The sequence below is a fragment of the Paenibacillus sp. FSL M7-0420 genome, assembly GCF_038002345.1.
Taxonomy (GTDB): Bacteria; Bacillota; Bacilli; order Paenibacillales; family Paenibacillaceae; genus Paenibacillus_AQ.
The window spans coordinates 4,191,464-4,217,409 of sequence record NZ_JBBOCJ010000001.1; the positions used below are offsets into that span (position 1 = coordinate 4,191,464).

Below are 25,946 nucleotides of genomic sequence, written 5' to 3' on the forward strand. Positions count from 1 at the left end.
GGCCTGCTTACTTCTGTGTCAGTTTGTATGCAGCTTCGTATTCCTCGGTGATCTTTGTTCCGCCGGAATCCTTCCAGGTCTGCACGGCTTTCTTGAAGGCCGCCTCATCCGATTGGCCCATGATATATTTGAAGGTAGCATCTGTGATGATCTTTTGCAATTCCGTTCCCTGCTCATTATTGGTAGCCGAATCCAGCGGAACGGTGGGGTCAAGCACAGCGAACTTGTCATTCTCGCGGATCAGCTCATTGGCCAGCTGCTTCTCAGGGTTCGCATCCTTAAGCGTATAGGCAATCTCACTAGGTCGGCTGGAGCTGAAAGGCTGCACATCCGCCTGCCACAGCTCGGTGTTCAGAATCTTGAAGGCGCCGTTCTCATCATATTCATAGTGGGTCCCTTCGATTCCGCCCGTCATCAGCATGAACGCCTTCTCATCGATCAGGTCATTGACGAACTTCAGCAGCCGCTTGAGCTCTGCTTCAGTCTTCACCTCTGATTTTGGAAAAGCCATCAATCCGCCGATCCCGCTGCCCTCGGACCAGATATGATACTGTCCATCCCCATTCGAGATCTTGTTCACCGGCACCAGCTCCATGCCCGGCTGCAGATCCTGCGCCAGTGTTCTCAGACTGGAGATGTCCACCATCCCGGTATAGATCCCGGTCTTCCCCTGCGCGAATTGCTGCTGCTGGTCCGTTTTGGCTGTAACTGCGAAATCCTGCGCCAGGTATCCGTTCTCATAGAGCTTTTTGGAGAAATTCATCGTGTCCATATATTCCGTTGTATCGAATTCAGGGATGAACTTGCCGCTATCGTCCACCTTCCAGCCATTGGGCGTGCCAAAATAGGAGCTTAGTGTTTTGAAGCTGCTGTATTTCAGCTCTGATCTGTCTCCGAAGCCTGTCGTGTCCTTCACACCGTTGCCATCCGGGTCATCCTCTGTGAAGGCTCTGGCCACTTCATACACCTCATCCAGCGTCTTCGGAACCGGCAGACCCAGCTTATCCAGCCAGTCCTTGCGGAAGATCAGGCCGGAACGCGCCAGATTCTTCTGGAAGGGAACGCCGTACAGGACGCCTTCAATCGAAGCCGCTTCCTTCAGCTCAGGAGCAATCTTCGCCAGATTACTGAACTCTGAGAGATAAGGGCCCACATCCCAGAACAGCCCTGATTTCAGTGAGCTTCTAACCGATGAATTGGTCATCATGGTCAGGGTAACAATGTCTGCAAGCTCCCCCGAGGCCAGCGCCGTAGTGATCCGCTCTTCCTTGGAAGCATCGGGTACCCAGTTGAAGGTGATTTTGCTGTTGGTATATTCCTCAAGCAGCGATTTGATCGTATCGGTCGGCGGCGAAGCGGTGTGCAGAATATTCAGCCAGGTTAATTCAAGTGTCGAATTCAGATCCTCTGCAGCGGCAGTCTTCTCCTCTTCCTTGTCTCCGCCGCAAGCCGAGAGCATAGTGGTAGCCATTGTAGCGATTGCAATTAGCGTGACCCATCTTTTGTTCATAACACTTCTCCTTTGGTAGATGAAATAGTTAGTCTTAGCCTTAATACACGCCGTCTTCGCCCATCTTCTTGGCCAGCTTATTGGAGAGCATCACGAGAATTAACCCGACAACGCCCTTGAACATGCCTATCGTGGTGCTGAAGCTTAATTGCCCGTTCTTGAGGCCCGCCGTATAGATATAGGTATCGAAAATCTCGGCGACACTGCGGTTCAGCGAATTCAGCAGCAGATACATATGTTCGAAGCCGAGATCCAGCGTGCTGCCGATTTTGAGAATCAGCAGGGTAATAATCACGGGACGGATCGCCGGCAGTGTCACATGCCAGGTCTTGCGCAGACGGCTTGCCCCGTCCATCTCGGAGGCTTCATAGAGCTGCGGGTCCACTACAGTAATAGCTGCCAGATAGATAATGGTCGACCACCCCAGCTCCTTCCAGATAATCTGCAGGATATAGATCGTCCGCAGCCACTCCGAAGAGGTCAGGAAGCTGATTTTGGTGCCGCCGAGACTGGCGATCAGCTCATTGATAACCCCGCCATCCACCGTCAGGAACACATACGTAATAGAGACAATAATGACCCAGGACATGAAGTGCGGGATGTAGATAATCGTCTGAATCCAGTTCTTGAGATAGCGTCCCTTCAGCTCGTTCAGCATCAAGGCTACAATAATCGGCAGCGGGAAGAAGATCACAATGTTCATGGCAAACAGAATCAGGGTGTTACGCAGCAGCTGCATGAACGTAGGCTCCGTAAATAATCGGATGAAATGCTTCAGGCCAACCCACTCACTCCCGGTAATCCCCTGGAACGGCTGATAATTCTGGAATGCAATGATCAGCCCGCCCATGGGCAGATATTTGAAGATGATGAAATACAGCAGCCCGGGCAGGATCATCAGATACAGCAGCTTGTATTTGTTCAGAGCCGTAAGAGCACGTGCGCCTTTCCCCTTTTCGATAGTCAGATTTGGTGTTGCGGTGATGCTTGTTGCTTTCACATGTCAGCCTCCTTTGCTCGTTCCTGTTACGGTCTCAGCGTAAGAAATTTCTTACATTACGTATATAATCATTATGTGATAGCGTTTACAGAACCCACGTGGCTGCGCGGTTAATGCCCATCAGATCTCCTCTCAGGATTACCTGCCTAGGCTAATGATTATTCTTCGGAGACGGGCTGCACAAGGCAAGTCTGCGAATACCTCATGCCCGGATTATATACGTAATTTCTGCTCCTTGTTACAGTGAAGAGGTACTGAAAACCGAGGAGGATCACAGAATGAACCCTAGCTCACGTAGAAAAGAATCGGTCGGCGGAAGGATCTTCACCTTCGTTAATACAGCCATACTCGTTCTGATTGCGCTTGTCTGCTTATTGCCCTTCGTTAATATCATTGCCAGCTCCTTCGCGACTACCCAGGAGGTCATGGCCAAGCGGTTCATCTTATTCCCTACTACCTTCTCCCTGGATGCGTACCGCTACATTCTCTCAACGCCTACCATCTTCCGGGGACTCGGGGTATCCGTAGGTGTCACCGTTGCAGGAACCGTAGTCAGTATGCTGCTTACCGCGCTGATGGCCTACGGCTTGTCCAGGCGATACCTGCCTGCCCGTAATACCATTAACTTCATCGTCGTCTTCTCCATGCTGTTCAGCGGCGGAATGATCCCTACCTTCCTGGTCGTCAAAAGTGTCGGCCTGATCAACTCGTACGGGTCCCTGATCTTCCCGGTTGCCGTCAATGCCTTCAACATGATTATCATGCGCAACTTCTTCCAGGCGCTGCCTGACAGTCTGGAGGAGTCCGCCAAGATCGACGGGAGCAATGACTTCGGAATCTTCATGCGGATCATGCTGCCGCTGGCCCTGCCTTCCATCGCCACCATCTCCCTGTTCTATGCGGTTGCTTACTGGAATACGTACATGAACGCGATCCTCTACATGAATGATTCGGCCAAATGGCCGATCCAGGTGCTGCTGCGCCAGATCGTTATTGTGTCCAGCGGGATGCAGGCCGAGGGAACCTCGGTCGATATTGTGCCGCCAGCCCAGACGATCAAAATGGCGGTCATTGTCATCGCCACCGTGCCGATGCTGGCCGCTTATCCTTTTGTACAGAAGCACTTCACCAAGGGAGCCCTGCTCGGAGCAGTCAAAGGCTGACGGCCCGCCGTTCTTCTTCCTTCCGAATCCAAAGAGCATATACAGAAACGGTACCGCCTTGAAGCAAGGACGGTACCGTTTCTGCATGAACCCCTGATCCAGGCTCTCTCCTGACCAAGCCCCTATTCCTGCTAAAATATCTGCTGCTCCCCCTGCTTCAGCTTCCGGTAAGCGCCAGGCGTAACCTGCTCCTTCTTGCGGAAGGAGCGGATGAAATTCTGCGGATTATGGTACTGCAGCCGCTCGGCAATCTCTTTGATCGTCATATCCGTCTCCGTCAGCCACCGTTTGGCCATCTCCAGGCGGTAGTTCATGAGGTATTCGCTGAAGGCGGTGCCGTACTCTTTTTTGAAGATGCTGCTTAGATAATTCGGATTGTAATGAAGCCGCTCGCCGATCCCCTCCAGCGTAAGCTCACGGTCATATTCCGCGTGCACAATGTCGGTGATCTTATCCGAGAGACAGCGGAACTGCTTGCTGGTCTTGTCCTTCATGCTGTACATCATGGGGTAAATAACCTCCTGCACCAGCATCCGCTCCATCTCTTCGGGATTGCGGATGTCCAGCAGGCGGTGATACAGCTTATTGTTATCCTGGGTCAACAGGACGCTAACCCCCAGATGCTGCTCCAGCTGGATCAGATTATTCACGAGCCGCACCAGCATGACCTCGAATTTCAGGGTGCTCTTGTTCTTGCCCATCAGCTCCGCCAGGAACGGATAGAGCGCAGCCGTAACCTGCTCCTTGTCCCCCAGCCGGATGGCATTGAACAATTGCGTCTCCAGCTCTGCCGGATAATGCAGCGACACCGGACCGGAGACGACCATGGAGATATCCTCATAGAAGATAATCGATTCCTTACCCAGATTCAGCCGCTGATGCAATGCCTGCTTGCTCATCTCCCCGGCTTCCTTACTCTCTAACAGATTGCTGTAAAAGTTGCTGATGCCGATGCTGATCGACACCTTCAGATAATCGCGTACCGCCTTCAGCAGAGCTGCCGCATAATCCGTCACTTCCTTATTCATCCCGGCATCGCTGTACCCGGCGAAGGTCAGGATCGTAGCCTGGGTATCATCGTTCAGGATAATAGGCTGTAATCGCTGCTGTGCCGGGATAAGTTCCTCCACCATCTTATTGACGGCCAGCAGCAGGACATCCTTGTCCGAGGCCTCCCGGCCGCCCAGACTGTCCAGCTGAATCAGCATCGCAGCATAACGGTGCTTCTCTGACAGGTTATACCCGAACCGGAGCAGACTCTGCTCCAGCTCCTCGGCCGAGACGCGGCTGCGGAACAGATTAAGGATCAGCTGCGTCTCCAGCCGGGGCATTTCCGATTCGATCAGACTCTCAAGCGAAGCCTTCTCCGAGATAATCGTATCAATCGAATGCCGGATATATTCCAGCTCATTCCTGGAGTTCACCTGCGGAATAACGGGCAGGCTGCGCTTAAGCTGCTCAATCGGCTTGGTGAAATATTGGGAGATCATATAAGCCACCACCCAGATCAGGAGAATCAACAGCAGCCCCATCGCGGAGATCCCGAACTTGGTCATCTCCAGGGAGCGGGTAATCTCCGCCTGATCCAGCACGGTCAGATAGATCCAGTTATTGTACGAGGACTTGGCATAGATTAGCTTCAGACTGTCACGGCCGGAGAACTTCTGCTGGACCGTCCCTTTGTCCTCCATGGCATTGATCGTCCCGGCAAGCTGGCCGAACTGCTCCGGGGCTAACAGCCCATTGCCGGGATCAGATTCATACATCAGTTCACCATGCTTGTTCAAAATGTAGACGGCTGCGTCTTCCCCGCTGTTTATCGTGGCATTAAGGGTATGTAATGAAATGTCGGATAAGGCAATCGCCTGTTTCTTACTGGAGAACACCGGCAGTGTATTCACGAACCGGATGCCTTTGTCCGTCTTCATCCAGAAGAGGCTCTGCTCCTGATTCTCAATATACTGCTCCCGGAGCTGCTGGACCTCCCCGGCAGTGAGATTACTGAGCTTCTCATTCAGGATCTGCCAGTTCTGCACCAGACTGATTAGCGAATATTCCGTCCCTTCAGCCGCCATGGAGGCGATATAATTCAGCTGCGAATTCACATTCCGGTAGGCGATGAAGTCTTGCACGGTAATCGGATGGGTCACGACCTCCTGAAAAGAGCTGGTGGTGCTATAGGTGTTGAACGCGTATTCTATCGTTTGGATTTTGTGCTCCAGATTGTTCTTGATCTGCTCGATATAGCTCTGCTTGCTGCTGGAGAACCGCTCAACCACTGAATCGATGGTACTGATGTAGATATAGCTTCCGAAGCCGACCACCAGTCCCACGCCAAGAATTAATATAGGTATAAAGATGCCGTAGAACATTCTTCCTTTGCTCATTGTGTTTCCCCTTTGATTTGATAGACTCTACTAAATTATAGCGCTTTCATGAATGCGGTTCCATGATTATTTTCACGTGTGCAATTTGCAGACTGCCCGGTTAATACCAGGCGCGCAGCAAAAAACCGGACCAGCGATAGGCTGATCCGGTCTGTTCACATCCTGGGGCTATGAGCCTTGCTTAGAGCAAAGAAATCGTCAGCAGCTCGAACAAGACCAGCGGCATAATTACATTGCTGTTCACCGTACCGGGATACGGGTAGCCCGGGCCCGGATATCCCGGACCTGGATAGGGCTTGTAATAAGGATTGTAATATCCGCGGCCCATATCTGTGGCTATGGTTACAACCAGGTACATATTCTTACTGTCCATACCGGCAAGCGTGCCCTCATGCATCTGACCGTCAAGGGTCTGCACCTGCACTTGGTGATTCAGATACGGCTTACAGGACTGGTGAAGGGAATCGCGGACCCCGTTCAGATGCTGGACCACCGCCGGGTCTGCCTGATAGATCACCGGCGTCTGCGTGCCGGAAGAAGTTGTCGACATAGGTGTATGACCTCCGTGTAATTGGATTTGCTTCATACTATGCACCTGCCCAGTCCGGTGTGCCTAGCCTGCTCCCCGCCGTTCATTCGATCCGCATACGCAGACCAAACAGCCGTATACCGGAAAGTCCGGTATACGGCTTAGTGATCACTCATCTATAAGTGCTGTGCTCTCGGAATAAGGACAACATCACCCTGCGGGCGAATAAGATTACCTTCGCGCGAGCCCAATGTATGCTGTTTTCAACATACATTGGGCCCACATGCCTTTCGCGAGCCAATTGTATGCTGTTTTTGACATACATTGGGGCCATGTGCCTTCACGCGAGCCAATTGTATGCTGTTTTTGACATACATTGGGGCCATGTGCTTTCACGCGAGCCAATTGTATGCTGTTTTCCACATACATTGGGGCCATGTGCCTTCACGCGAGCCAATTGTATGCTGTTTTTGACATACATTGGGTTCAACGCACACCTTTTCCACAGCAGCAGGAAACTATGGGTTTCTAATATAATTAAAAAGCCACGCCAATCCCGCCCTGGCCGGCATAGGTTCCCATCACGGGTCCCATCGTGGACAGCAGAACCTCCTTGAAGGGGTGCTTCTCCAGAATACGCCGCTTGATCTCCAGCGCCAGCGTCTCACAATTGCTATGCACTATCGCGATTACTGCCTGCTCATAATCATGCTGCTTCTGGTCCAGCTTAGCCAGCAGATGAGTCAGCGCCTTAGGCAATCCGCGGGTCTTCTCGACCACTTCAACGATTCCCTCGTCACTGATCTTCAGCAGCAGCTTGATATTCAGCACGGAAGCCACCGCGCCGGAGATCCGGCTCAGCCGTCCGCCCTTGATCACATTCTCCAGAGTGTCCAGCGTGAAGTACGCCGTTGTCTCTTCGACCTTCTTCAGCACTCTGTCCTTCAGTTCAGCCAGACTTGCTGCGGTGAGTGACCATTTGGCCGCCATGGCGACAATCAGGGTCAATCCGCCGGAGAACAGCTTGGAATCTATAATTTCAATCGCATTCGGATGTCCTTCTTCCTCGTACATCTCCTTGGCAATCATTGCGGTCTGATAAGTACTGCTAATATTAGAGGACATGCAGATGACCAGAATGTCAGTGCCTGCTTCCACTTGCTTGAAGCTGTCCAGGAAGGTCTGCGGACTCGGGCTTGCAGTCGTCGGCAACTCCTTCGATTCATGCATTTTGTCATAGAAATCCTTCGCATTCATATCATCCGGCATCAGCTCATGGCCGAAATGAACCGGCAAATGAACAATGGAGATGTCATACTGCTTCGTGTATTCAGGGGGTAGATCCGAACCGCTATCCGTAATTATCTTGATGGGCATCAGAATGCTCTCCTTTCAATTCTATACCATTATAGTTACCCTTTCCGGAGATCAATAGTACAATTTATAACTTGTCAAAATCGGACTTTTGTGCTTAGTCCTACTTATGTTATGGTTGAAGCATATGGTTACAGAAATGGAGTGTATTAAGATGAGCAAGAACCGAGTATGGAACCGGGGCAAGCATAATGGCGCCGGCCTGTCCAAGAAAGCACCGGCTGCCGCAGAATCCGAGGGTGTTGCCGAGACCGCTGCGTCAGAGGACCACAGCGCCGAGGTAATAAACGAGCGGATTGATACCGTCAAGCCGATGAACCGCAGCAACTGGGTCACCCGGCCCGCCCGCGTGAAGCCGCAGAACCCGGAGCGTAAGAATTAAGCAGCTTAACAACTGACATGCTTCGCATTCTATGGAAGCACAATTCCCCCACAACCTTGCTTATCATGCAGGCACAAACGGCTACGCCGTCCTTAAGAGGATGGCGTAGCCGTTTCTGCTTGCACTAGTCGGCCGGAGAACGGTGAGCTTGTTAGAACTGGTACCATCCAAGCGGGGTATCCCGCTACAAGGATTCAGTCAGACTATCCGGCACGTACCGGTTCTCACGCATTAGCGTCCGGATTACCTTCAGCGTGTTCCGCTGAACCGGGACACCCGTTGTCCGGTGCAGCTGAAGCCAGCGCAGGGCAGCCAGTGCCTCGAATCGCTCCAGCTCAGCCGGGCTGTAGCTGCTTTGGTCGATAAAGGCCGACCGGTATACGCCAGCGAACCGCTCCCCGGCGTATACCCGGAAGAGCAGTATAGACCACGCTATATCATACCTTGGATCGCCAAGCTGAACATTCGTCCAATCGATAATGGTAAATGCCCCCGCAGCCTCCAGAATATTGCCCAGATGATAATCACCATGAATCAGCTGGTGTGCGGTAAGCTCTGCCCGCTCCGCCAGCTCCAGCGCCAGCGTTCGGATCTCCGGCTGCTCCGCCCAGGCAGGGAAGAAGTAATCTGCGAAATTATAACGCGGTACCTTCAAGCCACTGGATGAATCGATCTCCAGCTTATGTACATCAAGCAGATTAGCGGCTATGGCTGTAAGGCTGGCGGCATTTACCTTCTTGACTGGTATACCATCGAAGCTGGTTAACAGCACCTGATGGTCCTCAGCATCTAGCCCCCAGGCATACGGCCGTGAGACTGCGCAGCCCTGCCGGAGCATCTGCTCCAGCACCTGATACTGGATGGAGATGTCCGGCCGGGACTCGCGGTTCCATATTTTCAGCACAAGCTTCATTTCGGGCAGTGTAATGCCGCACACCTCCGCTTCCAGTCCCCCCTTCATCGGGGTAACGACCGCCTCTTCCAGCCTTGCCAACAGTCCCCCACTATCTTCACCCTGCTCTTGCCAGCGGATATCGCTCAGAACATTATTCATAGTTATAATTCCCCTCTCCAAAGAACAATCTACTGCTCATTAGGCTGCTGCGAATCCCTCAGACCATATTCTAGGCATCTTCCTTATTCCAATGAATAACATATTTCAACTATACAAATCAATAACAGAGAATTGAGGGATGCGAAATGGAACATTGGATTAGAGTAGAGCCGAATGTGAAGGTGTATGTGAATGATCTTAACCCGCTTGCCACCAAAACGATACTCTTCATTCATGGCTGGCCAGCAAATCACCAGATGTTCGAATACCAGTACAATCAGCTAGTGCCCATGGGCTACCGCTGCATTGGAATGGATATGAGAGGCTTCGGCCGGTCTGACAAACCGCTTGGCGGTTACGACTACAACCGTCTCGCAGATGATATCCGCTGTGTGATCGGCGCCTTGGGACTGCACAATATTACACTCGGCGGGCACTCTACCGGCGGAGCTGTAGCGATCCGGTATATGGCCCGGCACAAGGGATATGGTGTCTCCAAGCTGGCCCTGTTCGCTTCAGCAGCCCCCAGTCTGATTCAGCGGCCGGGCTTCCCTTATGGCACGACCAGAGAAGCTATAGAGCAGATTATCCAGTCCACCTATGCAGACCGGCCCAAGATGCTGAAGGATTTCGGTGATATTTTCTTCTATCAGCCGGTATCACAGCCGTTCTCGGACTGGTTCTTCTTCTTGGGACTGGAGGCGGCAAGCTGGTCCACTATCGCAGTCTCCAACGCCTGGCTGGCCGAAGAGCTGTTCAACGATCTCCCCCGGATACAGGTGCCTACCCTTATTCTGCACGGGGTTCATGATCAGGTGTGCTTCTTCCCGCTGGCCGAGGCGCAGCATCAAGGGATTAAGCATTCGGTCCTTATTCCCTTTGAGAACAGCGGCCACGGATTATTCTATGACGAACGGGACCGGTTCAACCGGGAGCTGGCGGGGTTCACGGGATAGATTTTCCGCACAGCCAGAACAGGACTGCCCGAGAAGAAATAGCTTCATGGGGCAGTCCTGTGTTGATTCGCAGGCGTAGGTGCGTGTGCGAATGAGAAGCACTACAGCTCCAGCGTCTCTCCATATGCAAGCGCCGAGCCTCGGATTCCTGCCTCCTCCAGCGCCTGAACGAAGGCCCCGGCATCCTGCTTGATCGGCGGGAAGGTATTATAGTGAACCGGAAGCACCTGCCTTGCACCCAGCCACTTCGCCGCGATAAGCGCATGCTCCGGCCCCATGGTGAAATGTCCGCCAATCGGCAGAATCGCGAGATCGATGTCATACAGCTCACCGAACATTTTCAAGTCACCGAACAGCCCTGTATCCCCTGCATGCAGTACCGTGTGTCCGTCCGCCTCAATAATAAAGCCCGCCGGTGTGCCGCCATAGATACTCTGTCTGTCTTCTAGTGTAATGCTTGAGGTGTGGAATGCATGAATCATCGTCGCCTTGGCAAAGCCCAGGTCCACCGTCCCCCCGATATTCATCCCAATCGTCTGTGCCCCTGTGGATTCAAGGTAACCGGCCAGCTCCACGATGGCTACAATCGGCGCGTTATTGCTCTTGGCAATCGGCGCAGCATCCAGCATATGATCCATATGGGCATGCGTCAGCAGCACCGCTTCTGTCTTAATATCCTCTACTGTCGTCACCGCAGCAGAATTACCGCTAATGAACGGGTCGATGATCAGCGATTTGCCGTTCACCTCAATTTGAACACAGGAATGGCCGTGGTAGGTAATTTTCATAGAATTCCTCTCCTCTTCTTGATTAGATTTCAATAGGTCCTAAGGAATGCATCGTGCAAAAACCCAAGGTTTACGATACAATGACAGCAAGTTGCTCTAAATCCAAATCCAGCAGTGCGATTGACGAATATAACATAAATTATTACGTTCGTTGTTTTTTATGATATATCTATTCCTGCCAGCTGTCAAGAGAGGTGTGAAGAAGTTGCTGTCCGTTGAGAAAACAATGCTGTTTCTGTTATCTAAGGTGAAGCAGATGGGCGCCCAGCAGATTGTCGAGATCTATGAGCAAAGGGGGTACACCTCCACCTATATCCGCAATGCCCTGTCCCGCTTGAAAAAAGAGGGCTATATCGCATCCCCGGCACGCTCCTGGTATAACGTCACTGCCGAGGGACTCGCCTACATTAAGGCGATTAACAGCAAGCCGGCCCGTTATCAGGAGCAGTGGGACCATACCTGGGATGTGGTGATGCTGGAGGTTCCCGAATCTGAACGCAAGAAGCGCGATCTGTTCCGCACAGCACTCGGGCAGCTGGGTTATGGGCTTTTATATAACAGTGTGTACATCTCACCATGGAGCTATCAGGATGAAGTCGCAGCCCAGATCCAGAAGCTGGAGCTGGAAGGCAAGGTGTCGATCCTCCAAGGCCAATTTCAGGAAGGTACCATTACACCGCTCAAAGCGCGGGCCATCTGGCAGCTGGACGACATTGAAGCCTTATACCAGAAGAAATCAGTCTGGCTGAAGGAAGAATTCGCTCCGCGATTGGCGGATACCCTTCAGGCGGGGCAGCCGTTACAGCTCTTCCTGCTATATTTGCAAATGGGAGAGGAGTTAAGCGGATTGTTCATGGCTGACCCCTATCTCCCGGATGAGCTGCTGCCGGACCATTGGCCGGGCAAACGGGTTCTCTCAGACATGAGTGAATACATGGTTAGAGCCGCTCAGGCGATACCTGCGGATTCTTCCTATGCGCCCTTCGTCCAATAAGGTATGGCAAAGAGCAGCCCGGACTCCGGGCTGCTCTTCGTATATGAACTACTCCTCACGGCTGCCGGAAGCCAGCAGCTCCCGGACCGCTTCCTTATTCGTAAGCGGGGCCCGGCAGGCGAAGTTACGGCAGACATAAGCGGTCGCTTCGCCCCGGATGGCCGGTTTATCAGCCAGATGCGGCAGCAGGCGGAGCATCTCTCCTCCGTCCCCTTCCCAGTTCACGATGAGCACCGCATCCGGCAGGTAGGTCTGCTGGACCTGAGCGAGCATGGCGTGCAGCGCGGGATCTTCTTTTTTGCCGGAGAGGACCCATTCTCTGCCGCCAGAGACCATCCCCAGATGTGCCTGCAAATACATCGCATACCCCGGCGGATACTCCGAAGCAGCGGAAGCAAGCACCGCAGCGGTGCGCTCCGCAATCTCTTTTAACTCCATATCCTGGGTAATAACCGACAGCTTCCACAAAAGCTTCGCCGCCACCGAATTCCCGGACGGAATCGCCCCGTCATACAATTCCTTCGAGCGGACCGGCAGCTTCTCCCCGTCATGCCCGGTGAAGAAGAACCCGCCGCCTTCAGTATCTAGGAACAGCTCCAGCATCCCATCCTTAAGCGTCAGCGCCCGCTCCAGATAGACCGCTTGACCTGTAGCCTCATATAATTCGCTGAGACCCCAGATCAGGAAGGCATAATCATCCACATACGCCGGGATCGCCGACTCCCCGTCACGGTAACGGGCCAGCAGCCGTCCATCTTCACGCCGCAGCTTGTCCCAGATGAAGTCCGCTGCACGTTCGGCGGCCTTGGCATATTCCGGCTTCTGGAGGGCTTTGGCCCCCAGGGCCAGCGCAGCAATCATCAGCCCGTTCCACGAGGTCAGCACCTTGTCATCCTTAAGCGGATGAATGCGCTGCTCCCGGTACTCGAACAGCTTCGTACGCCATTCCTCCATCCGGGTCCGCAGACCAAGCGGATTCATACCCATACGCTCCGCAATCTCTTCCGGCAGACCGTGAAGGAGATTCGGAATATTTTCCCCTTCGAAGTTGCCTTCCGGCGTAATCCCATACACATTGCAGTAGGAATGCATATCCTCCAGCCCAAGCGCTTCCTCAATCTCCTCACGGGAGAAGACATAGAACTTGCCTTCCACCCCTTCGGAATCGGCATCCTCCGCAGAGTAGAAAGCGCCTTCCGGCGAAGTCATATCACGCAGCACATAGGTGAAGATCTGCTCGGCAATCTCCGCATACAACGGCTTCTCCGTAAGCTGGAAGGCTTCGAGATAGACGTTCGCGAGGAGAGCGTTATCGTAGAGCATTTTCTCAAAATGCGGCACCAGCCACTCCCGGTCTGTTGAATAACGAGCGAAGCCGAAGCCCACATGATCGTACATGCCGCCCTTATACATCGACTCCAGCGTATGCTCCACCATCCGCAGCGCTTCCGGCTGATCATGCAGCTGGCTGTACGCCAGCAGGAAGGACAAATTATGCGGCGAAGGGAACTTCGGTGCACTCCCGAACCCGCCGTACTCCTCATCGAACTGCCGCCGGTACAGCTCATACGCCTCATGCAGCAGCTCCGCCCCGGGAATACCGCCTGCGGCTTCCGGGTTGTACGCATTCTTGCGGTCAAGCGTATGCAGCTCTGCTAGCAGGTCGTCGCCCAGCTTATCCAGCGCTCCACCATCCTGCTCCCACTTCGCATGAATCTGCTCCAGCACATCCATCAGCCCGATCCGCCCGAACATCTGCCGCTTCGGGAAATACGTCCCGGCATAGAACGGCTTCTTCTCCGGCGTCAACAGCACCGTCAGCGGCCACCCCCCGCTCCCCGTCAGCGCCTGACACACCGACATATACAGCGCATCAATATCCGGCCGCTCCTCGCGGTCTACTTTGATCGCTACGTAGTGATCGTTGAGAAGCTGCGCGACTTCGGTATCTTCGAAGGATTCTCGTTCCATTACGTGGCACCAATGGCACGTCGAATAGCCGACAGATAAGAAGATCGGCTTGTTATCCGCCTGCGCCTTGGAGAAAGCCTCCTCTCCCCATGGATACCAATCCACAGGGTTGTGGGCGTGTTGCAGCAGGTAGGGCGATTTTTCGTTCGCTAATCTATTGGGTGTATTATGAGTCGTCACCAGGCTTCCCCTCATTTCGGATGATTTGGGTAAAGTACGTATAGGGTTAGTTTACCCAATTTGGTGGGGGAGGGCTCAGGATATAAAAAAGACTACAAACAACGAGAAGTATTTATTAATGATCCGGAAATTCTTGGCCATTAGGGTTTCGGACTACATCGACATAAACCTATAAATCGAAGTCACTGATCTTCCATTGACCGTCTTTCATCCGATTAATTGTAAAATGATTTGTCATTACTTTATCAAGTATGGCTTGATTCTCTTGCAAATATTGTTGATTTCGTTGTACAGTTTCCACAATCATTTCATCTTTACTAACGGCTTTAACAGAGATTGATTTTAGATCATATATTTGTTTGAAACTGTGATGAGTTCCAAGAAGTTTTGCAACTTTCAAATTCAAATTATTACTTGTAACTAAGGAATTCTTTATCTTTATCTCATCCCCCTGTTCAACTTGAAGCAAGAATCGTTCAACTGCGTTTTGTGCAAGACTAGCTGCTGTGCCTAATCGCGCTTCTTTTATACTTGGGTCCCATTCTATTTCCAACCCTGATACTTCAGCAACGAGTTGAAGTGGGATATAAGTGGTTCCATTGTGACTCTCAGCACCAACAGCAGGTCTCCGTTGTTTACCATTAAGATATACAGTGGTATCTCCTGGCTTAAACCGAATTTCCTTACTTTCCATTTTCCCGGTGATTTCGAGTGTTTTCTGGTTCTCTACTACTTTGAACCCCAATCTTTCAAGTACATTGCGATAGGGTACCAATACAACTCCACTTTTCACAATAGGCGGGTTAGTGAGCTTGAATAACTCTCCATTAATACGCATTGAAGCTTTCCGCAAACCTATTTTAAAAATACCTATATTATCTGTGATTCCGATTAAATCGCCCTCATTGTCCACAAGTAATTCAGTGAGGGTCAGCCCTGAATTATTACGTAATAAACAGAACATCTCATTTCCCATCTCATCTAATCCATAAATATTACCGTTAACATCCGAAAAAAACACATGTCCTTTAGAATTCGCAACAATATTTTCAGGTGGTCCATATTTCCTCAATTTATAGCTCCATTTTATTTTTCCCGATAAATTTTTTGCGATGAGAATTGCACCTTCACCAGCTTCATAAGAGCCACCTTTCCATTGATTGGTATCATCATTATTTGTGAATGAGCTTTGTAAATTCCCCGCTATTTTCTCGCTATTAACCGGTTTGCCTTGATCATCCAATATAATCTTCTTATTGCCTATTTCAACAATGAGATACCCGTTTAAATCAGCAAAATAAATATCGTTTACATTTGTTGTGGTGCCAAAAAGACGATCCTCCGAAACCAAAATATCTATTCCATAGGTCCAATTTTTCTGTCCAGTTTTATTGTAAGAAACTATTCCCGTTTGTTCCAATACAATTATATTCTCATTATTATCCAACCAATAAATTTCTGAGAAAGGACTATTAGGTTTTACAAAGTTTAGAATTGCCCGAACTGTTTCATCTGAATTGTATATTTTTATATATCCATGCTGAGTAATAGTTCTTGGTTCTTCATCTATAATCTGAAGGGTGCTTGTTTGATCATAAAATGTAGAAATAAGCGTCCCCTTCGCAGTGCGAGATATATTTGCCCGTTCGTCAAAAAACATCCATTTTCTCTTTCCCTCTCCATCAACTGCTGTATAAATGTCATTAAAGTCCTTATAATAAACCATATTGTCCGAAAATTTATCAAAGCTAAATTGGTGTGCACTGCGAATCGTCCATTTCCATTCATATGTACCGTTGGTCAGAAAATTCAACGATGTGTTTGTCTTCTCTCCAGAACTATCATAAAGCGTTACTGGAGGTACGGTACTCTGTTCCTTGGTTAAATATTTTAATTTTGGGCTGGCTTCTGAAATTCCCATCTCTGAAAAACTAATAAATATCATGCAAAAAATAAGCAATCCTATTACTTTCCTCATAAATAATCGTCCCTTCAAAGTACTTCTTATCACTTCACTTTTTCTATTCGGGGAAACAAGATGAGCTGCTTTCAAGCCAAATGTATCACTAATTTCCAGATACTCTCCTCCCTATATAATTGGGTATTCCTTCCCATGAAGGATAGCATAAATCTATTTGTCAGTGGTATATTTTTTACTCTATTGTCATGTTTTGTTTATAAGATGTTTCAAAAGTCCAAACTAGCGAATAATTCGCTAAGATATACTTGCGTTGGAGGTGTTCAAATGTGTATCAACGTATCCGGGATTTACGCGAAGATAAGGATTTGACGCAAACTCAAATGGCGGAGTATTTGCAATGCAGCCAGCGAATTTATAGTAATTATGAACGCGGTGATGTTGATATCCCCACTGCTATTCTCATCAAGCTGGCAGACTTTCATATGACGAGTACTGACTATTTACTTAACCGAACAAACCAAAAGAAACCTTATCCCAAAAGTTAAACTAATTTTCGTAAGCGCCATAAACTAAGTTTATAGCGCTTACGAAAAACTCCGGAGGACTTAATGAAATGAAGAAACTTCTGTTTATTATATCTGTTTTCTTTCTTTTATTAGGATGCTCAAATGACAAGGTTACAAGCAACAATAATATGTCCAATAGCGATCCCGTCACTTGGCTCACAATTGATGGAAACAAATACTACTACACCACTACTTATGACAGTATGGATGAGACCACACTAGTTGATACGGGAAACGTAACTGATGAGGAAGACGGAATTCAACTTGGCCTTAAAATCTACAAAAGCAATGTCTTCGAAGAACGTTACTTCATAAAAAGCCAAGATTATGAAAACGCATGGCGAGAATATAAATTACGCGATTAACATTGTTCATATCAACACATGATTTAGACTTGTAAATCTAACCGCAAAGCCAATCCAGCGGTGAATTTTTTTGCGACTCCAGCTTCAGTTCGTTATATACTCTGGTCATACGGGCCTGTGCTTGTTCCATATCCCCTGTTAAGCGATAGAGTGCAGTTAAGTGATGCGGATTCTCGTATATTCCAGCTTTCTCCCTTAGCACCATTACCCGAATGACATCTTGAATCTCTTCAAACTGCCGTAGGAGAGCGAATATATAATCTGAAATGTCTTTCGTTATTCTCCGTTTAAGTTCCTCAATGTTCGAAACAGGGGTCAATATGTACCAATTATCGTTGTTCGTTAGCTCAGTACCGCGAATCTGCAGAACTGAACTCACGACTGTTGGAAAAGCTGGTTTCGGGTATAGATAAACTGTTCCGAATAATTCTTCCATATAGATTCCAGTATTGAAACAGAATTCAACCTCATCTTGCGCGTTCCACTTGGATGCTTGAATGTTCGCTGTCACAGAGAAGTTAGGCGAAATACGGGCAAAGTTATTGCCCCGCCTCATAAATCCTTCTCCTTTAAACAAAGGAACAATGGTTTCTTTTACAACATCCTTAAGTACTTCCTGCATTCCCACTCTCCTACCCTCCAAAACCATTCAAATCCCCAAATTCTCATTCACATACAGCTCACTAGGTTGAATTCGATGCTTACCTGTGTGCAACAGCTCTGGCAAACGCCCTATGCGCTCAGCCAAACGGGAGAGTTGTTGCTCATGAAAATAAGATAAGCCCGTATGAATCCGGTCCTGGAAAGGCTCAAGCCATCTCGTATCCAAGCTGTCCGGGCCAAAATACACCCCGAGCAGCGAGCCTGCTGTTGCACCGAAGCTGTCGGTATCATTGCCTTGCATGACCTGTTTGCATATCCCGTCACCGGCATTCTCTGCGAAGCGAAATGTATTTATCAAGGTTCCGATTTCCTGATACACCTGGCAGTGGGAATGAGTCGCGTACTTCTGATGAATACCCTGATAAGCCTCCAGCCAGTTACCTGCATTCGCTACGATCTGCAGGCAATCCGCAGTAATCTCATAGAATCGGCTCCTTCTAGGGACGAATTGCAGTGCAGTTCTTATGATTTCAAGCGGATCGCGCAGCACATGTGCGGCAGCAATTGCAGCGGCAATGAACATCGTGGAATAGATTCCCGTCCGGCGATGTGTAAAACTGGCATCACGCCAAGCCAGCTCGGCCGCAAGCGCAGGTTGACCGGGGCAGGCATAGCCGTAAGCATCTGCACGAATCGCCGCACCGCATAGTTCTGTATCTTGCACCAGGAAGTCGGGCCAAGCCTCTATTTCCGAATGATTGAATAATTCCCGGTCATGCTCCAAATAGCTAATCCCCGACCGAACCAAGATGGCCCTCTCCGGCCCCCATGTTGTACTGATCGGGAGATGATTTATCCATAAATCTCTTAGGTTCCTTTTCGTAAAACCTTCGCCGAATTGCTCTAACGCCATCATTCCCATTAAGGTGTAGTTGATATCATCATCAGGTGCCACATAGCGAATCCGCCCCCGCGCCGTTTCAAACCAGGACCAGTGACGACGATCCAACGCATGGAGAGCTTTTTCAGAAATATAATCATTCAGCGGCCATTCCCCCACAGCGGTTAACGCTTGACGTAACTCCGACAAACTGGGATTGACCTCAATCGGCTTGCCCAGCATTGAACCACAGACTGAAGCGAGGAAGCCTGCCTCTACACGCTTGGCGCTGTCCTTCAGATTCAAGACTCCGATCTGGCCTAAAGGTCTATCCGGGTCGCATTCCCGCCATATCTCCTCCAATTCATTCGGCTCATAGTAAGGCCAGTTGTCCCGCATTGGAATGTCAGCCAAGCTATGGGCGAATTCCAGATAAGCATCATAGCTTGCGGGAAGCTGTTCCAATCGGGCTAAATAACCGGAGGTCTGGTGCCCCTGTGCAAATTTATTACGTAGAACTCCCTCTAATTGATGTTTTAGAAACGCAAGTGACGGTAGCATGTTATGCCTCCTTTGTTCTGATAAATGCCAATAACTTTGAAAAATAAACAGATTTTATAATCTCACCGTTTATCGCTTCAATTTCCTTAATGAATTCAATGATTTTAGCTCTTACCTCATTTACAAAATCACTTTTAGGTATTCTAATATTTGCAAATGACCCGTAAGGTACATTTTCTAGTAATCTTTTGTCCATATGAATTAAATATCTATAAGGTATTTCACCGTTCTTCTCGCTTAAGATTAAAATCTCATTCTCCACTTCTATCTCTAACCAGGTCCAGCTATTTTCAACATATTTTAAGGCTATGTACTTATGCATACTTAAGGAGTTGCAGCCATCGACAAGCAGATCCAAATGAGTCAGAATGAGTTCAGAAAAAGTGTGCTTAACGGTTAAAGGCATATTGGAAGTAGGATAAGAGATGAACTCATGACCGCCTATAACCAGAGTAAATGCCCCATAGATCTGGTGCCACTCTTTATCAAATGTCGCTGTATCCACCGTTCTCAGTTCCTCTATCTGATCTTCAAACACCTCATACTTAATCTCAAATGTTGGGCGCTTTTCCTCCGATACCACAATCAAATCATTGTGCATTTCAGACATTAACTTCATGATCCTTTCTTCGAAACTCAAACATCATAACATCAGCTCATTGTTATATTTCAATTTGATAGAATCAGGCAGTTGATTATAAATATGCATTGGTAATCCGAAATCTTTTTTTAACACTTTTTCCTGCCCCTCCAGATACCCGCTAAGGAAATCCCAGTAAACAATAAATAAACCATCTTCATGTATAAACTCCATCCACCCATCAGCAACTAATTCTTGATTAGCATTAAAAACCATGATGTTTGAGAATTTTTCTACTTCACCATCTAAATACTTGGTTCGATGTCCTTCTATACAACAATCAGACCAATCAAATCTATAATCATCCTGGATGAGTCCATACCACTTCAAATCCTTAATTAACTGTCTCTCTACTTCAGCTTTTAATTGAATCCCCATACAGTCGGCGAAGCAGAACTGGGAATGCTCTGATGCCATCTGAGTTCCTCCCAACTATTAAGCCAGATCAATATGCTCCTCTTCACACCTGCTAAACACCACTTCAAACTCACCACTCATTATTAAATGTGAAACCACCTCTTCAATCCGCTTACGGCTGCACTCATCCACAAGCACCATGTCACTTCCCCACAAATACTTGCCGTGCAAGCACTCACCCGTCTGTTTATTCTTGTCAGCCAGCGTCTGTATGTTCCTGTATGTAAAAAATGAAGCCACCCACCTGGAACCATCTTCAAACGTTACTATGGCATCCGTGTTATCGTCATCTATGTTCCATTGTCCTTCCACCCATTCTTCAGCTTCAATCCAAATAGAATACTTCATTTCATTCACCCTAGCCCCTCCCCAATCCTGCCTCACAAAATAAACACAACCGCAATCAACACATAAGAATACCGCACATTCTTTCTCAACATTATGTATATCGTTCCGTAAAGTAGTGACATGAAGAACGCATAAGCACCCGTCGGACTGCCCTGGAGCAGAATGTGGATGAGGCCCCAAGTGAGTGCGAGGAACGTCCCGCCATAGGGCAGACCGTCTCTTTTGAAAAGCGTTTCACCGAATTTCTGCCCAAACGCAATCGTCAGCAGGATTAGCGCAGCTTCAAACAAGTAATAAACATTCTGAAAAACGAATCTCACCGCATCCTTGTATTCCTGAATCGGCTTAATGCCTTCCCATACTATAGTTGTCGCTGCAATGGCGATCACCGAAACCACAATCGCGAGCAACCATCCCCTGGCATCCGGTGTAGCGTTCAACTTCATGATGTCAAAATCGTATTTGCGCTTGGAGAGCCTGATCAGAAATACGGCCATACTCCCCCACAACAAGCAGGTAATTCCCCAGTGGATACATTGATGAAGGAGCGTATAATCAGAACTTTTCACCCCCAAGACGGATGGTAATATCATCAACAATACCACTTCAAGACCAAACCCTGCAAACGCATACAATGCTAAAGACAGATAATCGCTCGCTCCAACCTTCTTCTCTGCCATCCCGGCATCCCCCATCATCCGCATCCTCCAGTTCAACTTAATTCACCTTCATGTGGAAAAATCTCATCCCGCCACACTCACCAATCTACATCACTAATCTCCCTCATACTTCCTCATAATCCCCCGCACATAAGCCTTGAACCCATTCCGTATCTCGGGCGGCCCCAGCACTTCACACTTATCTCCAAAAGCAAGCAGCCGGTCGTAGCCATAGTCATTCGCAATAATGGGATACTTGGCCCAGCAGTGGTGTTCATCCACCCGCAGGATATGGTCGGCACCGAACCGTTCGATCACCCGATCCATGACGGAGCGGTCTAGCCGAATCGTAACCTCCACCCAGTCCTGGCTTAACCAATCTCCTCCGTCCATGGGAAGAGGGGTGAACGCTTTTGGAACGAACTGCTCCTTCGTCACCTGGAGACCGCTCATTCTGGCCAGCTTGAAGATCCGGTAGCCCTGCTTATCCAGACAATAGGCTTGCAAGTACCAGGTACTTTCCTTGAAAACCACCTGATACGGCTCCACCCGCCGTTCACTGCTCTGCCCCCGCGCATCCGTATACGCAAAAGTCAGCACAGCGTGTTCATTCATCGCCGTCTCGATCATCCCGAACAAGCTACGCAGCGAATCATTCCCTTGATTCAAGGACAGATCCATGACGAACGGCGCATTCGGTCTGCCCTCTGCATTGTCCGGGTAGAGAGCGTTCAGCTTCTCCGCCGCATACACCATTTCCCGTCTTCCAAAAAGCTGCTTATAGCTCTGCATCCCATTCTGCAGGTTCTGGATTTCTTGCGGGGTGAACACGGTTTTGCCGACTTTGTAGGATTTCATCAGGCCGACACCGCCCCATGCCCCCATGAGCGTATAGATCGGCAGGCCGGCTCTATTCAGCGTATCAATATCCCGGTAAATCGTTCGTCGGCTGACTTCGAGCCGCTCTGCTAACTCGCGCGCACTAATCTGCTCATGCTCCAGCAGGATCATAATGAGCGCAATCAAGCGATCCATTTTCATCCAAGCCACCTCCATTCAAGTATGCCATACAGGTGTCACAGATGGTAGATTATGCTTGCTTGGAATACACAAATCCCACGATCCAGGAGGAACATTGTCATGATTTCGACCAGAATTGAAACGAAAGCAGCATTCCGCATCATCGGGTACAAGACGGCTATAAGTGAAGGTGGAACGGTGCACGATCCGGCGTATTCTCCGCTCAAAACGGCTTTTTTCAAAAGCACGCTGGAGAACGGCTCCATGGCCGCCCTGCGTCCCCTGTCTGAGAGTCCATACGGCTTCGCCGCGATTGCCCAGGAGGATGGAAAGATCCTGTATATTGCAGGCGTTCAGTCGTCGAGGCCCCAGCCGGAGGCTGCGGTTGAAGTGCTTTTTCCGGGAGGAGAGTATTTGGTGTTGTCAGGCCAGGGCGGGTTGTCGCGTCTCGCATTTGACCGGCTGGAGGACGAGGCATTCGGTGATATCCTGAACGATAACTATGAGTATGTGTATACCGGACACCCGATCGCGGAGGTACTCACCAATGGTAATCCTATGGATGCCGAAGTCGAAGTATGGGTGCCGGTGAAGAAGCGGAAGGCGGATTGAGGACTCCACTAAGAGGAAATAACGTTAGGCTGTAGGTAAATGCAGCTTCGTTGCGTTGTAGCGCGTTGGATCAGCGGCACTCAGCATTTAAGGCGTGGCTGATCCAGCGCTCAACTATTAATTAAGTGTTTCGGCTTTCGCGCTGACCAGCCCAGTACGTTAAGGCGCAGGCGTATAGGATGATAAAGGCAATTATGCTTAGGACAACTGGGATAACAAAATTAATATTAAGCAGAGACATCATATTTAGCTGTACTACGGATAACAGGATAACGAACAAGAAGCTTGCTGTAATCATAAAATTCGACCAGGCACGGCGGTAAGTTTCGTCTTCTCTAAACTGCTTCTTCCCTCTGCGGATACTCCAATACTCAAATATGAACAGAAAGGTTCCTAAGACCTGCATGATCACAGGTATAAACACGATACTATAAGATTTATCTACATAGCGGTCTACGGTCCAACTGCCGTTGAAATGGACCGGAAGCTGGTCAGAAATCAGATCGTAGTTGCGCAGCACTGTTACAATACTAACCACAATAATAACAGCATGAATGAGGAACCAATGACTGGACAGGCCAACATTTCCGTTCCGCAATCCAGGTTCCATGACCGATGATTCGGGAGCAGCAGGCAGCGTCGGCAGTACGCTTTTCATTTTCAAATGATACCTAAAGTTAATAACCAGGGAGATTACGAGGATGGCGAGTGTATAGGAGATAATGACCCAACTGATTTGCCTCGAATGTTCATCGCTGTAGATCAGGCATAGGAAGCCAACAATAAATAAGATGATATGTAAAATAGCACTAATTCTAGCATATGACCTCCGCATCTGGCGCAGAGGCTCACTGTGGAATTGTTCAGCGCTGACAGTGACACCGAAACTAATCGTCTCTTTTGAGAAATAAGGCATCCTCACGATGATTATAATGGAAGGTACAAATACTAGGATAAATATTATAACAGGCAGTATCGTCATATCATTCACCTCATTCTACATGAATTATTTCACATAATCCTCTCTCGAAATTGTAATTTCCGCACAATGCAATAACCCTACCATAATATAGTATATTTGTCACATCGCACTCCTATCCATTATTTAGACAAGCCAGTGCTGCTTACCTCAGGAAAAAGGGCTATAACAAGTCACTCTTTCTCTACCCGTCACAGCCCCTATAAGGTACCCGCACCATCAGACCAATTCACTAACCGATACCTGATACAACATATCATCTGCACAGAACAGCACGAGATCTTCCCGAAAATCTTGCGTGACTGGCACAAGCGGCTCCGATTTTTCATTCAGAAACTGTATCTTGTGCCCTTTGGTCAAGCTGGATTGTTCAAGTTTCTTGATAACATATTCTCCGTGTTTGCCGTAACCGCCATCGAACAAGAAGTGATAACCATCCGTGCAGAACCCGGCCGAACCGGAGATCTCAGGATTCATAAACGTAACCTTGGGCTGACCGGGTCCTCCTGAGATGCAGCCGAGCAGAAAGTCTGTATAATAATAAAACCAGACCTCCTCTTCACGGACCACATTCAAAGCGTAACAATCAGCAATATCCGACACATGATCTTCGTACAATTTGTTGCCATGCTCATCCCAGGCTACAAGGCCATGTTCACCGACAGGCTGATCCCACCCGTTATTCCCGAACACCCCTTCGTCAAAATAACTGGTCCAGATGGTGCCTTTCTCCGTCACTTGAACATTCTGAATCCCGTCTCCCAGCAGGAACTCACGAATGGTACGTCCTGTATAATCACATACTTTGGCGTTCAGATCATATTTGCCTGCACCATAATACGTGCTGCGTGCTCCAACCAGCAGCAGATGTCTGCGAAGCGGCTGAACATAATGATAATTGAAATGCTGATCCGGGAATGTAATTTCATCGATATAATCTTTACTTTCTACCATCAGAACCTTGTAAGTATGCGGTTGCTTCAAAGCCGGTTGGACGAACATTCCTCGTTTCCGTTCCGGGATCTGGTTAATCAGCAGGACATATACGCAGCCATCTCCACCTAATTGAGCCGAGACGATCTTGAACCCTTTAGTATACATCGAAATATCTGCAAAAGGCTGCAGCGTCACCATTTTATGAAACATGCCAATTCCTCCTTAGGGCTGGTGTAAAACCATCCTCTGTTCTATTACCGTATTATGGCAGAGTAGATGGAACCAGAACATGGCGGAAGTATGGCGAAGCTATCTAAAGAGTGATCTTCAACAAGCTGTTTGCTCCCTTTTGAAACTCGTATCCGGCCGTTATTTCTTCAGTTGAACAGCCCTGTTGATGTAACAAGGTGAGCAGCTCATCCAATTGGCGATATCTCTCTCCTGAAAGGCTGACTAAAGGAAAAATCCGAATCTCCTGTTTGGTTACACGAAGTAACTCTTGAATTGCTTGCCTATGAAAATCAAAGTCCAGCCGGTCTGAATACATAAACAAAAAGTGTGCAGACAGTGTCAGATCAAATTGCTTATCCTTAAATGGGAGCGAAGGCAGTGCCGATGCGATATAACGCCCGGGATGGTTTTTCATATCCTCTGCACAATCAGTTAATGCATGGGATCTATGTTGTTTTAGTTCATCAACGGATTGGAAATAATCCCATACGTAGTTCGTTTGGGCATCTTCCATTTTGGTCATGGCGTGTTTCAAGTCGTTCATGCCTTTTGTGTAAAGATCCTCATAGTCATGAAAATAAGCGATATCCGTTGCTGTTACGTCGGCACCTAGTTTATTCGCATAGGCCGTGAACGAACATGCTCCAGCGGGGCAATCCAGAATAGACCGTCCCTTCAATTCCGTCTGTGTTAAATTAAACATGGACATATATTCTTCAAATGTACGTCCAATAAACACGATACGGCTTAAATCCAATTTAACCTCTTTGCTCATCTCAGCTCACCTTTCCTCTTCTCATCTAGTCTCAACTCAATCTTAAGCATAGCTACAAATTGCTTTTAGTAAAGCTGTTATATCTAACTATTGCGGATGGAGAAGCCTTATTGCAGTGGTGTTCATAAGAATCGAACAAGGCAAA

General features: G+C 48.8%; 26 protein-coding genes. 7 read left to right on the plus strand and 19 right to left on the minus strand.

Annotated features, from left to right (window positions below):
* Positions 1-7: 7 nt before the first annotated feature.
* Both MKX51_RS17875 and MKX51_RS17880 read right to left on the minus strand, forming a co-directional pair.
* Entirely contained in the window at positions 8-1,510 is a 1,503-nt protein-coding gene (locus tag MKX51_RS17875) for an extracellular solute-binding protein (RefSeq protein ID WP_340993309.1), read from the minus strand.
* 40 nt (positions 1,511-1,550) lie between these two features.
* Positions 1,551-2,408: an ABC transporter permease gene (locus MKX51_RS17880; protein ID WP_445322072.1), complete on the minus strand. Its 858-nt coding sequence runs from the start codon at positions 2,406-2,408 to the stop codon at positions 1,551-1,553.
* A 380-nt stretch (positions 2,409-2,788) separates the two neighbouring features.
* On the opposite strand from MKX51_RS17880, the gene MKX51_RS17885 reads away from it, so the two are divergent.
* Positions 2,789-3,673 carry a carbohydrate ABC transporter permease gene (locus tag MKX51_RS17885; RefSeq protein WP_340940032.1) on the plus strand — a complete coding sequence of 295 codons (885 nt, stop codon included), beginning with the start codon at positions 2,789-2,791 and terminating at the stop codon, positions 3,671-3,673.
* 131 nt (positions 3,674-3,804) lie between these two features.
* On the opposite strand, the gene MKX51_RS17890 is transcribed toward MKX51_RS17885, so the two are convergent.
* The 3 genes from MKX51_RS17890 to MKX51_RS17900 all read right to left on the minus strand — a co-directional run bounded on the left by MKX51_RS17890 (position 3,805) and on the right by MKX51_RS17900 (position 7,966).
* A complete protein-coding gene (locus tag MKX51_RS17890) occupies positions 3,805-6,060 on the minus strand; it encodes an AraC family transcriptional regulator (RefSeq protein ID WP_340940031.1) in 2,256 nt (751 codons plus the stop codon).
* A 181-nt stretch (positions 6,061-6,241) separates the two neighbouring features.
* Positions 6,242-6,610, minus strand: coding sequence for a hypothetical protein (locus tag MKX51_RS17895; RefSeq protein WP_340753135.1), 369 nt, complete (start codon positions 6,608-6,610; stop codon positions 6,242-6,244).
* A gap of 516 nt (positions 6,611-7,126) precedes the next feature.
* Entirely contained in the window at positions 7,127-7,966 is an 840-nt protein-coding gene (locus MKX51_RS17900; protein WP_036733524.1) for a DegV family protein, read from the minus strand.
* A 151-nt stretch (positions 7,967-8,117) separates the two neighbouring features.
* Between MKX51_RS17900 and MKX51_RS17905 the strand changes: the two genes are divergently transcribed.
* On the plus strand, positions 8,118-8,345 hold the full coding sequence (locus tag MKX51_RS17905; protein WP_340940027.1) for a hypothetical protein: 228 nt from the start codon (positions 8,118-8,120) through the stop codon (positions 8,343-8,345).
* A gap of 184 nt (positions 8,346-8,529) precedes the next feature.
* Here the strand turns inward: MKX51_RS17905 and MKX51_RS17910 are convergent, their stop codons facing one another.
* The gene (locus tag MKX51_RS17910) at positions 8,530-9,399 is read right to left on the minus strand and encodes an aminoglycoside phosphotransferase family protein (RefSeq protein ID WP_340993310.1); all 870 of its coding nucleotides are present in this window, start codon (positions 9,397-9,399) and stop codon (positions 8,530-8,532) included.
* A gap of 146 nt (positions 9,400-9,545) precedes the next feature.
* On the opposite strand from MKX51_RS17910, the gene MKX51_RS17915 reads away from it, so the two are divergent.
* Complete coding sequence (locus MKX51_RS17915; RefSeq protein ID WP_340993311.1) at positions 9,546-10,355, plus strand: alpha/beta fold hydrolase; 810 nt, start codon at positions 9,546-9,548, stop codon at positions 10,353-10,355.
* A 101-nt stretch (positions 10,356-10,456) separates the two neighbouring features.
* Here the strand turns inward: MKX51_RS17915 and MKX51_RS17920 are convergent, their stop codons facing one another.
* The gene (locus MKX51_RS17920; protein WP_340993312.1) at positions 10,457-11,143 is read right to left on the minus strand and encodes a metal-dependent hydrolase; all 687 of its coding nucleotides are present in this window, start codon (positions 11,141-11,143) and stop codon (positions 10,457-10,459) included.
* Positions 11,144-11,348: 205 nt separating this feature from the next.
* On the opposite strand from MKX51_RS17920, the gene MKX51_RS17925 reads away from it, so the two are divergent.
* Positions 11,349-12,137 (plus strand): PaaX family transcriptional regulator C-terminal domain-containing protein, encoded by a 789-nt coding sequence (locus tag MKX51_RS17925; RefSeq protein WP_340993313.1) that lies wholly within the window; start codon positions 11,349-11,351, stop codon positions 12,135-12,137.
* A gap of 48 nt (positions 12,138-12,185) precedes the next feature.
* On the opposite strand, the gene MKX51_RS17930 is transcribed toward MKX51_RS17925, so the two are convergent.
* Together MKX51_RS17930 and MKX51_RS17935 are read right to left on the minus strand one after the other, a co-directional pair.
* The gene (locus MKX51_RS17930; RefSeq protein ID WP_445322012.1) at positions 12,186-14,288 is read right to left on the minus strand and encodes a thioredoxin domain-containing protein; all 2,103 of its coding nucleotides are present in this window, start codon (positions 14,286-14,288) and stop codon (positions 12,186-12,188) included.
* Positions 14,289-14,457: 169 nt separating this feature from the next.
* Positions 14,458-16,266 (minus strand): copper amine oxidase N-terminal domain-containing protein, encoded by a 1,809-nt coding sequence (locus MKX51_RS17935; protein WP_340993315.1) that lies wholly within the window; start codon positions 16,264-16,266, stop codon positions 14,458-14,460.
* 269 nt (positions 16,267-16,535) lie between these two features.
* Between MKX51_RS17935 and MKX51_RS17940 the strand changes: the two genes are divergently transcribed.
* Entirely contained in the window at positions 16,536-16,754 is a 219-nt protein-coding gene (locus MKX51_RS17940) for a helix-turn-helix domain-containing protein (RefSeq protein ID WP_076160374.1), read from the plus strand.
* Positions 16,755-16,822: 68 nt separating this feature from the next.
* Positions 16,823-17,140 (plus strand): hypothetical protein, encoded by a 318-nt coding sequence (locus MKX51_RS17945; RefSeq protein WP_340993316.1) that lies wholly within the window; start codon positions 16,823-16,825, stop codon positions 17,138-17,140.
* Between the two features lie 37 nt (positions 17,141-17,177).
* Here the strand turns inward: MKX51_RS17945 and MKX51_RS17950 are convergent, their stop codons facing one another.
* The 7 genes from MKX51_RS17950 to MKX51_RS17980 all read right to left on the minus strand — a co-directional run bounded on the left by MKX51_RS17950 (position 17,178) and on the right by MKX51_RS17980 (position 22,289).
* Complete coding sequence (locus MKX51_RS17950) at positions 17,178-17,762, minus strand: DUF4304 domain-containing protein (protein WP_340993317.1); 585 nt, start codon at positions 17,760-17,762, stop codon at positions 17,178-17,180.
* 27 nt (positions 17,763-17,789) lie between these two features.
* Positions 17,790-19,184, minus strand: a complete 1,395-nt coding sequence (locus MKX51_RS17955; protein WP_340993318.1) for an ADP-ribosylglycohydrolase family protein — start codon at positions 19,182-19,184, stop codon at positions 17,790-17,792.
* A 1-nt stretch (position 19,185) separates the two neighbouring features.
* On the minus strand, positions 19,186-19,794 hold the full coding sequence (locus tag MKX51_RS17960) for a hypothetical protein (RefSeq protein WP_340993319.1): 609 nt from the start codon (positions 19,792-19,794) through the stop codon (positions 19,186-19,188).
* Positions 19,795-19,827: 33 nt separating this feature from the next.
* The gene (locus MKX51_RS17965) at positions 19,828-20,241 is read right to left on the minus strand and encodes a hypothetical protein (RefSeq protein ID WP_340993320.1); all 414 of its coding nucleotides are present in this window, start codon (positions 20,239-20,241) and stop codon (positions 19,828-19,830) included.
* Positions 20,242-20,259: 18 nt separating this feature from the next.
* Complete coding sequence (locus MKX51_RS17970; RefSeq protein WP_340944507.1) at positions 20,260-20,589, minus strand: hypothetical protein; 330 nt, start codon at positions 20,587-20,589, stop codon at positions 20,260-20,262.
* A gap of 32 nt (positions 20,590-20,621) precedes the next feature.
* Positions 20,622-21,287 carry a hypothetical protein gene (locus MKX51_RS17975; RefSeq protein WP_340993321.1) on the minus strand — a complete coding sequence of 222 codons (666 nt, stop codon included), beginning with the start codon at positions 21,285-21,287 and terminating at the stop codon, positions 20,622-20,624.
* A gap of 75 nt (positions 21,288-21,362) precedes the next feature.
* Positions 21,363-22,289 (minus strand): helix-turn-helix transcriptional regulator, encoded by a 927-nt coding sequence (locus MKX51_RS17980; protein WP_340993322.1) that lies wholly within the window; start codon positions 22,287-22,289, stop codon positions 21,363-21,365.
* Positions 22,290-22,388: 99 nt separating this feature from the next.
* Between MKX51_RS17980 and MKX51_RS17985 the strand changes: the two genes are divergently transcribed.
* On the plus strand, positions 22,389-22,880 hold the full coding sequence (locus MKX51_RS17985) for a GyrI-like domain-containing protein (RefSeq protein ID WP_340993323.1): 492 nt from the start codon (positions 22,389-22,391) through the stop codon (positions 22,878-22,880).
* A gap of 121 nt (positions 22,881-23,001) precedes the next feature.
* Here the strand turns inward: MKX51_RS17985 and MKX51_RS17990 are convergent, their stop codons facing one another.
* The 3 genes from MKX51_RS17990 to MKX51_RS18000 form a co-directional block, all read right to left on the minus strand.
* Positions 23,002-23,862 carry a DUF1648 domain-containing protein gene (locus MKX51_RS17990; RefSeq protein ID WP_340993324.1) on the minus strand — a complete coding sequence of 287 codons (861 nt, stop codon included), beginning with the start codon at positions 23,860-23,862 and terminating at the stop codon, positions 23,002-23,004.
* A 216-nt stretch (positions 23,863-24,078) separates the two neighbouring features.
* On the minus strand, positions 24,079-25,005 hold the full coding sequence (locus tag MKX51_RS17995; protein WP_340993325.1) for a hypothetical protein: 927 nt from the start codon (positions 25,003-25,005) through the stop codon (positions 24,079-24,081).
* A gap of 103 nt (positions 25,006-25,108) precedes the next feature.
* Complete coding sequence (locus MKX51_RS18000; protein WP_340993326.1) at positions 25,109-25,801, minus strand: class I SAM-dependent methyltransferase; 693 nt, start codon at positions 25,799-25,801, stop codon at positions 25,109-25,111.
* Between the last annotated feature and the right edge of the window lie 145 nt (positions 25,802-25,946).